Source organism: Paenibacillus sp. 2TAB26, from assembly GCF_052115145.1.
GTDB lineage: Bacteria > Bacillota > Bacilli > Paenibacillales > Paenibacillaceae > Pristimantibacillus.
In genome coordinates this window covers 1-14,310 of sequence record NZ_JBFRGC010000058.1, presented here as the reverse complement: position 1 = coordinate 14,310, position 14,310 = coordinate 1, and the positions used below count along the sequence as shown (strand labels likewise).

The 14,310-nt window shown below is 37.1% G+C and carries 10 protein-coding genes; all 10 read left to right on the top strand.

The genetic code is table 11. The annotated features are described in order from the left end of the window. The coding region (locus AB4Z50_RS35445) for a sigma-70 family RNA polymerase sigma factor (protein ID WP_441887133.1) at positions 1-327 on the top strand (327 nt) is incomplete at its 5' end. Positions 328-858: 531 nt separating this feature from the next. After that, a complete protein-coding gene (locus AB4Z50_RS35440; RefSeq protein WP_441887131.1) occupies positions 859-1,893 on the top strand; it encodes a hypothetical protein in 1,035 nt (344 codons plus the stop codon). Between the two features lie 204 nt (positions 1,894-2,097). Beyond that, positions 2,098-6,846, top strand: coding sequence for an AVAST type 4 anti-phage nuclease Avs4 (avs4, locus tag AB4Z50_RS35435; RefSeq protein WP_441887129.1), 4,749 nt, complete (start codon positions 2,098-2,100; stop codon positions 6,844-6,846). A 639-nt stretch (positions 6,847-7,485) separates the two neighbouring features. Next, positions 7,486-8,559, top strand: a complete 1,074-nt coding sequence (locus tag AB4Z50_RS35430) for a hypothetical protein (RefSeq protein ID WP_441887127.1) — start codon at positions 7,486-7,488, stop codon at positions 8,557-8,559. A gap of 182 nt (positions 8,560-8,741) precedes the next feature. Further along, entirely contained in the window at positions 8,742-9,287 is a 546-nt protein-coding gene (gene sigK / locus AB4Z50_RS35425; protein WP_441887125.1) for an RNA polymerase sporulation sigma factor SigK, read from the top strand. A gap of 252 nt (positions 9,288-9,539) precedes the next feature. Then, positions 9,540-9,713 (top strand): hypothetical protein, encoded by a 174-nt coding sequence (locus AB4Z50_RS35420; protein WP_441887123.1) that lies wholly within the window; start codon positions 9,540-9,542, stop codon positions 9,711-9,713. 154 nt (positions 9,714-9,867) lie between these two features. Beyond that, positions 9,868-9,990, top strand: a complete 123-nt coding sequence (locus AB4Z50_RS35415) for a hypothetical protein (protein WP_441887121.1) — start codon at positions 9,868-9,870, stop codon at positions 9,988-9,990. A gap of 13 nt (positions 9,991-10,003) precedes the next feature. Further along, on the top strand, positions 10,004-10,288 hold the full coding sequence (locus tag AB4Z50_RS35410) for a hypothetical protein (protein ID WP_441887119.1): 285 nt from the start codon (positions 10,004-10,006) through the stop codon (positions 10,286-10,288). Positions 10,289-10,500: 212 nt separating this feature from the next. Further along, positions 10,501-13,989 carry a DUF4132 domain-containing protein gene (locus tag AB4Z50_RS35405; protein ID WP_441887117.1) on the top strand — a complete coding sequence of 1,163 codons (3,489 nt, stop codon included), beginning with the start codon at positions 10,501-10,503 and terminating at the stop codon, positions 13,987-13,989. A 6-nt stretch (positions 13,990-13,995) separates the two neighbouring features. Further along, positions 13,996-14,310 (top strand): sigma factor (locus AB4Z50_RS35400; RefSeq protein WP_441887135.1); only part of this gene is annotated, 315 nt, incomplete at its 3' end.

The following is a 14,310-nucleotide window of genomic DNA, read 5'->3' as shown; positions in this document are numbered from 1 at the left end:
AAAGACGTATCACTTCATGATCCAATTGGAACGGATAAGGAAGGCAATGAAATTACGCTGATCGATATCCTCGGTACTGAAGCGGATGATATCGTCGATAAGGTGCAGTTGAAAATTGAAAAGTCGAAGATATATAAGAATTTGGATATTCTTGATGACCGCGAGAAGGAAGTTGTCATCGGCCGCTTCGGGCTGGAGCATGGCGGGGATGAGCGGACGCAGCGGGAGATTGCGAAGGAGCTTGGGATTAGTCGGAGTTATGTTTCAAGGATTGAGAAGAGGGCGCTTATGAAGCTTTATCATGAGTTTTATAAGGCGAAGCGGTAGGGAAGAGTAGAGCTCAAACTTTTAATTTAGCCTTGTCGTTAATAACAATAAAGTTATGATAGTGATTTCCCGATGTTATATCCATTTAAGAACCAAACGGAACACTACCGTTTGGTTTTTTATTGTTTAAGCACTCCACACATGTGGAAGTGGTAGTGTCAGCATCGTAATGAACAAATAAATAGGAATGCTTAAACCACTGTTTTTTATGTTCTATAAGTTGTCTCGACCTATGTAAAGATTTCCTTATAGTGGATAAGGGGAGTTCAAATCCCTTCGCCTCCACCATGAAAAGCCCGTCCGTGCTAAGACGGGTTTTTGTTATGCCTAGAGAAAGTAGACATTTACTAGACATTGCTTTTATAAACCAAGAATTGCGATAAATATAAGTAGATAAAATGTCTAATAAACTGATAGGGCTTAATCATTTGCAAAGTGAAGCGCAATATAAGAAGTAAGTTGTGCTTAATGCTATAATATATATTAAATTTAGCAAAATGGGAAAGAAAATCATTGAAAGGAGCTGATTGAATGAGTGTATTTTCATCAGCTTGGGTTGATGGGAGAATAAGTGATATTGATGATTTAATATTAAAAAATAGTGATAGAGAATTTATGTTTATTATAGATACCAATTTTGCAATTATGGCTAGATACTATATTAATGATATGGAAGTGTTTAATCAATATTATCTTAGCCAAAAAGATGACTTTGAAAAAATAATCAATATAGTTAAAAATAACGCTTCAAGAGTTATATATGCACTATCTTGTGAGGAAGCATCCAGATCCAAATCGACAGGGAATATAGATCTTGAAAAATATAAAGAAATGGTTGATTGCGTAGGGAAAGTATTTAATAAGGATTTTAGAAAAGAATTACTGTCGAATAATGAATTGATTACTGAGGAGATAAAGTATAGTAAAGCACCGCTTTTACTTAAAAATGGGTTATTTAAAAATCAAACAGTCATAACCTATACAACTATTTTAAAGGCATACTTACTTAAACATTTCGATGATAGAGATAGTAAAACAAAAATTAAAGAAATGTTTCACTATATAGCGGATGAAATAAATGCATTTTCTCCTGTGAGTACTTCATTTGTTATCCACTACTTAGGAGAAGAATCGACTATACTAAAAAAAACTAGTCCATCTATAGGAATGGAGAAAATTTTAAATAAAATATATGCAGCTTCAATTGATATGCTTATGCCAACTCAAGTCTCCCAATTGGCAGAATTATCAGGTTATCAAGAAGTGCCAATTTTTATTACGTTCGATAAAGGTGCGAAATTGCTGTTTGACTCACTATTTGTAATGAGTGAACATCAATTAGAGAGTGGAAAGAAAGTTCCAGCGTATTCGACAATGATTTTTTATACTTCAGGCTGGAAGGATACAGATATCCGAGAGTTGTGTCTATATGCCCAACAAGTACAGAGAAGTAAGAGGAAACTAGGGGGATCTCAAGAATATGAGCTAATTAGGCTTAATGATTTAGCAATTAAACTTGAAAAAATGTTAATAGAAAAATTGAAATGTAGGTCGCAACTAGACTAATTACGGAGAACCGTATCACAAGTAGTGGTAAAGCAGAAGTGTGTGTTAAGGATTGAGGCGTGGATGTTGTTAAATACCCAGGAGGGGACTTAAGCATACATATTTGATGCATGTGGAGTGCTGTGTGCTGTTGGTTAGGGAATAATGATTAGAGTTACATTTATAGGTGGTAGATTAAGAAATTAATTGGAAGAGGTGAAGTGAGTGATTAAACCAGATTGGGATATATTCAAAGCAAAATTTAGCTATAACCCTCAGAATAATTTTGAATGGCTTTGTTATTTGCTGTTCTGTAAGCAATTTAATAAGGAATATGGGATATTTAGATATAAGAATCAGTCAGCAATAGAAACAAATCCTATTGAGGTTAATGATGATGTAGTTGCGTGGCAAGCAAAGTTCTATGAAACTCCGCTCTCTAATCATAAAAATGATTTTGAGGATACATTAAATAAATTAAAGAGGGATTATCCAAATGTGAATAGATTGCATATCTACTCAAATCAGGAGTGGGGACAAAACAAGGGACAGGCGCCTCAAGGACTAAAAGATATTGAAAAGCTAGCAAAAGAATTAGATGTTAGTTTGGAGTGGAATTTAGCAAGTTTTTTTGAATCTGAATTTGTCACAGTAAAAAATGATGTTATTTCGAAGCACTTTTTTACATTTGAAAAAAGCATATTCACAATATTAGAAGAAATGCGAGAACATAGTGAAAATCTATTGAAAAACATAAGTACAGATATCTCTTTCAATGAGAATAAATTTGAAATTGAGAGAGAGCAGGAAATGAATCAACTTATCAATGGTTCTCATCAAGTATGTATTATCAGTGGTGTAGGCGGGGTCGGAAAAACTGTCTTAGTAAAAAAAATATATGAACGCTATGCAGAAGATGCACCATTTTATATCTTTAAGGCAACAGAGTTTGAAATAAGAAATATTAATGACATGTTTGGTGATTTCAGTATGAGTGATTTTCTTGGTGCTCATAAAGATATGAAGTACAAAACAATAGTAATTGATTCAGCTGAAAAGTTATTAGATTTAAGGAATACTGACCCCTTCAAAGAGTTATTATCAGCAATCGTTGAAGATAACTGGAAAGTAATTTTTACGACTAGAGATGTTTATCTTAAAGATCTTAACTATCAGTTTTTCGAAATTTATAAAATTGCTCCATTAAATATTGGGATACGTCCTTTGGAACAGCATGAATTAATCATTATAGCTAGTGCGAATGCTTTTACTCTACCTAAGGATAAGAAGTTATTAGAATTGATAAGAAATCCTTTCTATTTAAATGAATATTTGAAATTCTACAAGGATATTAATGAAATTGATTATGTTGAATTTAAGTCAAAATTGTGGGAGCAAAGAGTTAAAAAAAGTAAACCAGAAAGAGAAAAATGTTTCATAGAAATTGCATCTCGAAGAGCCAATACAGGTCAATTTTTTGTTGATGTAAAAACTGAGCTAAGTAGCCAATGTGATGAATTAATGCAAGATGGAATGTTAGGCTATGAGGACGTGGGGTATTTCATAACTCATGATATTTATGAAGAATGGGCGTTAGAAAAAATTATTAATAGAGAGTTCGCTAATAGGTCTGACGAAAATGGATTTTTTACTTCAATTGGTGAATCGTTACCAATAAGAAGGTGTTTACGAAACTGGATATCAGAGAAACTATTGCTTGAAGACAGCGAAATTGTAGAATTCATTGAAGACGCTATTAAAAATGATGAGGTTGAGTCCTTTTGGAAAGATGAGTTATTTGCTTCTGTTTTACTTTCAGACTATTCAAAAACTTATTTTAAGGTTTTTAAGAATGAACTATTGTTAGATGATTGTAGGTTACTGAAAAGGCTAACTTTTATCTTACGAATTGCATGTAAAGAGGTAGATGATGATTTTTTCTCACAATTAGGCATAAAAGATATAAATATCTTTACTCTGGAACACATTCTAACAAAGCCAATGGGAATAGGCTGGGAGGCATTAATCGAGTTTATATACACTAATCTAAAAGCAATTGAGGTTGAAAACATTAATTTTGTTTTGCCTTTAATTCATGACTGGAACGACAAGATTAAAAGCGGAGCTACTACTCGATATGCTGGACTTATTGCTTTGAGATATTATCAGGATATAATTCAAGGGGAAAACTACTATTCAAGAGATGATACACAAGAATTAATTATTAAGACCATTATTAATGGCTCTAGTGAACTGAAAAGTGAATTAAAGGATATTGTAACTGAAATAAAAAGCAATGGATGGAAGCATCATAGAGACCCTTATTATGATTTAGTTAAGTTTATCTTGACTAAATTAGAGGGGGTACCAGTTTGTAGAGTTATACCAAAAGAAATTTTAGAGTTAGCGGATTTATTTTGGACATATACACCTCAAAAAATTCATATGTTTTCAAGCTTAAGAGATGATATTGAACATAATTACGGTATAGAAAATGACCATGGAGAGTATCATCCGCCTAGTGCTTTTCAAAGCCCGATTTACTGGCTACTTCAAATTAAACCCAAAGAAACTATAGATTTCATTGTAGGTTTCATTAATAAATCTATAGGTATGTACTTAACATCTGATATGGCGTCAAAGTATGATGTGATAGATGAAATCAAAGTCAAGTTAAGTGATGAGCATTATAAAAAGCAATACATAAGTCAATGTTTATGGAATATGTACAGAGGCACAGGTTCACCTGTTAGCCCCAATTTACTTCAATCTATCCATATGGCTTTAGAGAAGTTCTTACTTGAAATGGCTGAAAAAGTGGATGGAGAAGTGTTGGTGAGTTGGCTCAACTACCTACTTGAATGTAGTAACAGTGCTTCTATTTCATCAGTTGTTACAAGCGTCGTATTGGCAAATCCCGAAAAGACATTTGATACGGCAAAGATTTTGTTTAATACAAGAGAATTTATTACTCATGACACACAAAGATTGGCATTAGAAAGTAGTGCAAAATCACTGTATTTAATCGGTAAAAACTGGAGTATTAATAAAGACAGCTATCATGATAAAGAGAGAATTAAGAGCTGTGAAGACAAGCACCGAAATTGGAGCTTAGAACGACTTTTTCTGAATTATCAAATGTTTGCAACAAGTGAAGGCGGAGAGGAAGAAGCAAAAGAACGTCAAGAAATATTATGGAGTATTCTTGACAATTATTATATTGAACTCTCTAATGAATCTGGACAAATAGCGGTAGATAAGACTTGGCGATTGTATCTTTCTAGAATGGATAGAAGAAAGATGAAAATTAATACCGAAGAGACTGATGAAGGGATATTAATTGAGTTTGTACCTGATATAGAACCAGAAATAAATGACTTTATAGAGGAAAATCAAAAAACGTATAACGAACATATGAGATATGTTCCTTTGAAGTTGTGGGCTGATTTTAAGTCTAAAAATGATGACAAATCTAAAGAATATGAGAAGTATGATAGTAATCCTCAAAATGCATTAGGAGACGTTAGGAAAATATTGGAACGACTTAACGAACCTTATAACCCAGATCTTCCTCAAGAAACGCATGCTGAAAATGAGAGATTCCATTTATTTAATTACCAAATATCATTAAATGTCTGTGTAGTATTAGTTGAGCATTATGTCGATGATTTAAGTGAGGAGGATATAGGGTTTTGTAAGGACATTATAATTGCTAACGTGATATCTTGTGTACAGCCAGAATATTTCTATCAAGTAGGCGATGGCATGCAGGAAGCAATTGCTTCACTACCTAAACTGATGAAGTTATATCCTGATGAAAAGCAAACCATAAAATTATTGCTCCTACTAACATTGTTTAAGGATGAATCTGCTGGTGGGATAATGTCAATTCAAAGTTTTAACGTTTTTTCTATGGTTGCAATTCATAAGATGTGGGAAAACGAGTTTGAGGATGCACATTCATTATTATTAGGTTATTTATTCTTTAAGCACAAGTACAATGAGTTAAGAAACGAAATTCGTCAAGAAAGCTATGACAATGGAGTTTACCAACCTGATTATGGAGAATTATTGAACAGGTTTATAGCTGGTAATGAGTTGAATCTGAATAAGATGGTTGATAATGATTTTTCATTTTCAGATTTAGATAATATTCAAAGTCTTGATTCGATGATGTTATCTAATACTTTAGGTATGATGCCTGTCAAGTTAAAACATGAAAAGCATATTGCGATTGCACATGTAATAATTTCAGTGTTTGCAAAAGAACTAACGCAAGGTAGAGACTGTGACAAAATCGATTATAAGGTACGTAAAGATTTTTTGACAAGATATGCATATATTGTTTTAAATTCAGAAAATATTGAATTACCGAGATTTATTCAGCCATTTATTGATGAGTTCAATTTAACAGAACCTATAGCAGAGATGTTCCAAGAGTTTATATATGCTGAAGATAGAATATATAGTTATGATAATTTTTGGCTGGTGTGGAATGAATTCAAAGATAAAATAATTGAAGCTACTATTGACAAAACTAATAATTGGTACCTAGATAAAATCATCAAAAGTTACTTATTTGCACAAGTTAGATGGAATGACTCTACTAAGGGGTGGAGGTCGCTAAAATCAAATAACATGCGATTGATAAAGACTGTATTAGATCAAATGGATCCACATCCTGCGGTTCTATATTCAATATCTAAACTGTTGAATGACATTGGAAGCCCTTTTGTAGATGATGGACTAATATGGATATCCAATATGTTATCAAAACATTCAGAATATAGCGCTTTAAAACTTGAAATTAATACTTCTTACTATCTAGAAAACTTGGTGAGAAAGTATGTCTATGAAAATCGAGAAAAGATTAAAAAGAATAAGCTGTTGAAACAGAAAATTTTAGTTACACTGAATTTTCTTATAGAAAAAGGATCTACTATTGGCTATATTCTAAGAGAAAATATCATTTAAACAATGATTACAGAAATGAGATTGTCTTCTGCCAAGGACCTACCAGATGATCTTCACGACATCATTTTTTTTGTATACTCAAGGCAAATGGAGTGCGTGGTAGTAATATATGACGTCGAGCTTTTTCATGAGAGCAAATGAGGTGCTATTACTTGGTGTTGACCCAGACATGTGACATCTCACTTGAAGAATTAGGGAAGTAACTTGAAATTAATACTTTTGAGGAGAGCTGATCTTCTATCTGCGATCACTGTAGTTCTTACGATAGTAATAGGACGGAACATGGTAATACATTTGAACAAGGTCACCTTTCGTTCCGTATTTATGAAGATAATGAAGAGGAGTATACTTTGTATTTATATATTTTTAGTAATGGAGCTTGGAAGTTAAAATATCCAATAGTAAATTCACATTCAAATAATATTAAGGACTGTGTTCGTGAAGCAATTTATTTAGACATTTCCCTTCAGGTTAGGAACTGCCAAGATCATAAATTAGCTTTTTTAATGTATACCACGAATGAATAGAGTGATACAATGCTAGCTTGGGCTAATATTGATACTCCATGCTTGCAGACTTCAGACAGCGCGACAAACAGTTACAATAAAAATAAGTTTATACGCAGAAAGAAGGATTATTGTGCAAACTTATATAGATAGAATTACAGATATATCCAACCAAGCTTACAGCCAACTACTCACACACTTGGCGGCTCACCATACTTCAAACGATATTGCTAAATATATCAAGGACATTGGTTCTGAAGTTGAATTATTTCTTAAAGAAGGCATTTACAATAATACGAGGAATAGAGATACATTTGAAGTACTGGTTAATCATTTAGTAAGCCAAGATGTGTCCCAAACTTCTATCGATTCACTACACGAACTACGAAAAAAATATAACAAAGCTAAGCATGACCCTTCTACAATTATAAGTGGTAAAGAAGCAATGACGATACTTCAAGATACCAATAAAGCCTTAGTAGAAATTAAAAACGTAGGTCTTGGCATATCTTCTAGAAATCAGAGTTATGAAAGAATCCTGTGGTTCGCAGGATGGGATCATATAACATCAGGGGATACAGAAATTAGTATTATGATCCCATCCACAGGAGAACGACTCCCTCCTGCTCTTGACTATTTCAATATTGTTTGGGATGGATGGGAGCCTCTTATTAGTCATTTCGTTAAACAAGGACAACTGTTACTGGGGAGGGAGCAATTCCCTGAAAAAGTATATGACATATTGAGTGGTGGCGATTTTCTGGATGCTGGTGTATTTATAGGCGATTATAGGGAATTAATTCTGGAAATATCTAAATATGTGGATCTGGAGAAAGAAAGCAGACTACTCCCCAATTTACAAAGGAAAAATGATCCTAATGCAATATATTATGCTATGGTTTATGCGACATGTGATGTAATTTCGGAGGGAATGTTTGTTGAAGAACGAAATGAATTAGAAGAAGCATTACTAATAATTGCAAATTATAAGTATGCTGTAGATACTGCTTCGCAATACACTCGGAAACTTGCACCTCAAATGGTAAATATTTTACTTGAGTTAAAGGAGGAACACCGAAACTGTATAGAAGGACCACTATTCTTCACCGAGAAAACCTTCGGCACTTTAATGACTTCGGCATACATTAATTGCAAGCAACCACCAATAAAAGTGACTAATGATGGTAAGCTTTATTCAATAATTTAATTGTTTTTACTAAAACAATATTTGTATAAGTAAAGAGGGAAGCTTCTTATAGCGGAAATATCCCTCTTATTTGTTTCACGTGCAAAATAACAATGCCTACGCTAATGTGAACAACCAACGTATAAAAGACTAAAAACCTTGATTGCCCTCATGACCGTCAAGGTTTTTCTATTGTATTCTACATGGTGCATCAAGTGGTTACATCGGATCGAGTTCACAATGTCAAAAAATTCGACAATACCGGGGAAGATTTAGAGGATCTAATCTCCATTGGCACGATTGGATTGATTAAAGCCATCGAGAGCTTCCAGACCGGGAAAGGCACGAAGCTCGCGACGTTCGCGGCTCGCTGTATTGAGAACGAAATACTTATGCATCTGCGGTCTTTGAAAAAGACGCGAAAGGACGTATCGCTGCACGATCCGATCGGCACGGATAAGGAAGGCAACGAGATCACGTTGATCGATATCCTCGGTACGGAGGCCGATGATATCGTGGATAAGGTGCAGCTGAAGATTGAGAAGAGCAAGATTTATAAAAATCTTGATATATTGGATGACCGCGAGAAGGAAGTTGTTATTGGCCGCTTTGGTCTGGAGCATGGCGGGGATGAACGGACGCAGCGGGAGATTGCGAAGGAACTCGGGATCTCGCGGAGTTATGTTTCGCGGATTGAGAAGAGGGCTCTAATGAAGCTTTATCATGAATTTTATAAAGCGAAGCGTTAGAATGAATAATGATACAGGGCTGCTCCGTCAGGAGTGGCCTTTTGTTATGAGAACTCTATCTAAATCGAGTTAAAACGTACACCTCAATTTCATTTTTTCATAAAGTCATACTATAACAGATATACAATTAAGAATAACGGTAGAACCTATAGGCGTGTTACTGTTTGTAATAGTTTCACATATACAAATATAGTATACTATTTCCATAACTATCTAATTGTTTATTTCGGTAAAGGATAAGGTGCCATACAAATGCTAGAGCCAATTACACAAGAAGAAACGATAAGCTTTGTCCAGAAATATGAAGAAAAGTATTACGATCAAGATAAACCGAAACTAACCGAAAATCATAAAGAACGAATAATTGTCTATTTAGAAAAACAAATATCATTTGACGGTTTAGGAGAAACTTTAGCATTCCTATGATTTAAAGCAGCAGAAGCTCTTTATTGAGAAAGTTTACTACCATCGTAGATCAATACCTCATCAGCCATGGAAGATTATTACGCTGGTTGATCAGAGCTGGAGCATGATCGACAATGTAATCCATAATGCAGTTATGGCGTCTATCTTCTAGAAATTGTCCATGCTGCGTGATCAGCTTGACCTGTTCGATACACAGATTTTGGACGTTACTGATTATATGCGAGATTCCGTACAAGCACTGCTAAGCGTACAGTTGGGTGGTGGAACAACTATCTGAAATGTGCTGGAATATGAATATGCGCATTTATCTGACCCATAGCGAACCATTGTCGCTGTATGAAGGCGGTTCCTACAAACGGATGTACAAATGGGCAAGAGCTATTAGGGAGACAAGGAGCCGCCTTATTATATTTCCTTCTTTAGATAGGGAGGTCGTGCCAGCCTACAATAGACGCGCGGCCGAGATGTGGTCTTCGATAGGAGCCTTGGTTGGCGTAATGACACCAGATGAGTTAACGAAATGGCTCAAAGATATCATTTCCCGCAAGTATGGAAAGGGTGGCTACCTCAATTAACCGAGGACGAGATGAGTCGCCTGCACAAAATTAAGCAGCAGTTCTATGAGGCTGAACTTAACTATGGAAGCTCTATCATTACTGAGATGATTCAGCAATTGGAATTGAGCAGAATGAACGACAATTAGATAATGTCGCTGGTACTATGGCTTCCGTACGATTACAATCGTTTATCGATGCTGCTAGAAGTATTCGACAATTAAGCAAGTCGCGTGACCACTACGGATTGGTGTGATGAGCAAGTGGGCAAAAGTATATCGACGTTAAGCGGATTGGAACAGATGTTAATCGACATTGGTTTAGATGTAGAAATTGCTGCGGCTTGTACGCGTTATATTGAAGAAGGCGGTATCTTTCCGGACCATGTACCTATTATTCAATTCCCTCGGCATAGTCAGCCGCAGGGAGTAGGAGAAATATGGTCTCATATCCGCAAGCTCCATCAAAAAGGAAAAGAACCGGATCTTCTTGGTAGATTATTTGCGTTGCTGCTAAGGATTGGTCAGGAATCGTTCCTAGAAGCCAGTTGCGGTTATGTTGACGACGCATTGTGGCGCAGAGGCTGCTTAACACTGATGAGCAGCTATGAAATTCCACTGGCATTGTTATGGCAGTGGTTTCTTGATCACGAAGAATTATCCGGAAGAATGGAAAAACATAGATTTGTGTTTATCGCTCATGTCGCTGAGCGTGAACCTGAGCTTATTCATGCTCAGTTACAGTTGGCGGACAAGTTCAACCGATTGATAATGACGGCTCACTTGATAATCGCAGAGAATGCGGGCAATATTACGTCAACCGAATTCGAACAAGAACTAATGGTATGGATTGAGAACGAAATGATGACAGACCGCCAAACCATCAAGATTGCTACAGAAGTGATGCAAGCCATTCAAAGCAATGCGTCAGTGGAAGATATTAAACAGTTAGCAAAAAAAGTGGAGTGGGGGTACAGTTATTTCAAAGATTGGCTACAGCAGGCTTTATATATAGCGGAAATAACCCAAGGGACAGTTCCTTTCTCTGAGTCCCTCCTTCGTATCTTTATTCTCCTAGATCCAATAGGTTTCTATTGGCAATATTCATCAGCAGTTAAGTACGACTGGGATAGGAGGATGCTCGAGGTTCCTAATTATTATGCAAAACATGGCGTGCCAAGAGAGTTATATATTAGGCAAATCACAAACAATTATAATAAAGTACAGCTTCGAGCAGAACTTGCTCGTGATCGTGTTGAATACGAACGGGCTATAGTAGCATCTTCCAAGCTAGAAACATTATACTTATGTCTTTTTCTATGGGAAGAAACGGAAGGTTATCCTTATCTGGATGTGGTAGAAGAGAATTTCTTGGATAATATAGAGGGAATTCTCGTTAGTGAGGAAGTACCTGCAGAAGACATGCTAGAGCTTATGGAGTTCTTCCGTGGTGCGCCATTAACAGAGAACCTAAAGTCGAAGTGGCTGCAATACCGTGGGAGTAATAAAACATTCCGATCGTTGTCAATAGCTGCGGAACATCTATGGCCGCACTCTATTCTTTATAATCGTATTATTTGTTTTCTAGTTCATACGGATGTAGTAACACTCATTATGTTATGCAGTTGGACGATGAGGAATGGGCTCGATTTTGAAGGGTTCCTTCGTGCATATCAACAAGCTGGCGGTGAGTTGTTAGATTTAGTTCCCTTCCTTCTTAAGACTGCTCCAATTGATTTGGTGCATCCTGACAATCATGCATGGTCACAACAAACCATTCAATATATGAATGACAATAGGAGTCACTTCATGGAGCATTTAGCATATTATCTCACCACCCATGAGACTATTCCTGATGAAAAATGCTTTATTCTATCCTTTCTTATGACCTATGACGCAGACGAGTTTGCTGGCTTATCGATAAAATATTTGGCAGACGATAGCAAGCTTGTTCGTGACAAGACTGTGAAACTGTTAGCATCCAGTTCGCAACTAATCGCATCAATCATTCCACTGCTTTCTCATAAAAAGTCAAATATACGGGAAAGTGTCGTTAGGCTTGTTAGTGGATGGGACGATGATCAATCGATCCGAGCCTTACAAGAGCTTTACGTACGTGAGAAGAATGCAAAAATCAAAGAGTTACTCTCCAACAAATTGCAAGGAATTTTGGAGTTAACGCCGAGTTCTCCCATTGAGCCCGAAGTATTATCGTCGCCACTCATTAATCTGATCTGGCTTGAGCCTGCTACACTGCCTATACTACACAATTATGAGTCAGGGGAAGAGAGTGAAGCCCATGTATGCCAAGCTATCATTAGTGCGTATGCCAATCAAGGAGAAATCAGCCGCAATTGGAAGGCACATGAGTTAGCTTCTCCACTGCGTGTGGATGATTTGGCTGAACTAGCCTACGAGGTTTTGAATCGCTGGCTAAATAAGGGCGCCGAGGCGAATAAAAAATGGGTTTTAGCCTTCACTACTGCCTTTGGCGATGAGCGTGTCGTCTCGGTGCTGCAAGAGCGCATTCAAGCATGGCCGCTGGAATCACGCGGAGCAATCGCCTGTGAAGCGGTAAGGGCGCTTCTATTATCACCACTGGATTCAGCGCTCGTCTTCATTGATCAAATCTCAAGAAAATTCAAGTTTAAGCAGATTAAGTTGGCAGCAGCCGATGCCTTTACCCAAGCAGCTATCTTACGAGGTATTTCGACAGAAGAACTGGCAGACCTGGTCATACCGACTCTTGGATTCGATGCACGAGGCTGCCAAACCATACATTATGGATCCAGGCAATTCAGGATTGAACTGCTACTCAGCCATGACTTGCGTATCACGGATAAGAACGGGAAACTATATAAAACCCTCCCTACTCCTGGTGAGTCGGATGATTCAGCGCTTGCTAAGGCTGCATATGTGAAGTTCAAGCAGCTAAAAAAACAGCTAAAGACTATTCGCGAGTCGTTTCACATACGGCTGGAGCAGTCGCTTGTGACCAGAAGAAGGTGGTCGTTTGCCGATTGGCATAAACTGTTTATCGACAATACGATTCAGCATGGTTTTGCGGCCGGGCTCGTATGGGGAGTGTACACGGGTAATGAGCTTGCAGCAACGTTCCGTTACATCGAGGACGGGAGTTTCAGCACAATCGACGAGAACGAGATCACGCTTTTGGCAGATGATCTTATCGGGCTAGTTCATCCCTTGGAACTTGGGAATGAAGAGAAGCAGCAATGGAAACAGCATATTGAGGATTATGAGGTCAAACAGCCTATCTTGCAATTAAATCGGACTATCTTTACCGCGGTAAGCAGAGACATCGAAGAAACGAATGTGATGGATTACGCAGGCGTAACGATCAATGGATTTTCTTTGCTTGGCGCAATGAATAAATTCGGTTGGTCTAAAGGCTCAGTCGTTGACGGTGGAAGTTACTATGAATACTTCAAGGAATTCGAAATGCAAGGAATCGGAGCGAATTTAACGTTTAGCGGCGTTTCAGTCGGAATGGAGGACGAGACGGTTACGATCTATGAGTTGGAATTCTATCGCTCAGGCACAGTTGCCCGTGGCAGTTACGTTTATAGTGATATCAAGGATGATGATAGAATTCGACCAATAGATATTCCGTGCTATTTGTTCAGCGAGCTCATGTATGAAATCGATTCAGCACTAGTTAAACGGATTGGGAAAGACGAGGACTGGCAGTTGAACCGCGATTAATGGTTTATTATCCAATCAAGTACTGCCTATTCTGAAATTACATCAGGTTGTGTACACAATGTCAAAAAATTCGACAATACTGGGGAGGATCTCGAGGACTTGATCTCGATCGGGACGATCGGTCTGATTAAAGCGATCGAGAGCTTCCAAACCGGGAAAGGGACGAAGCTCTCTACATTTGCTGCTCGTTGTATCGAGAATGAAATACTTATGCACCTTCGGTCTTTGAAGAAGACTAGGAAAGACGTATCACTTCATGATCCAATTGGAACGGATAAGGAAGGCAATGAAATTACGCTGATCGATATCCTCGGTACTGAA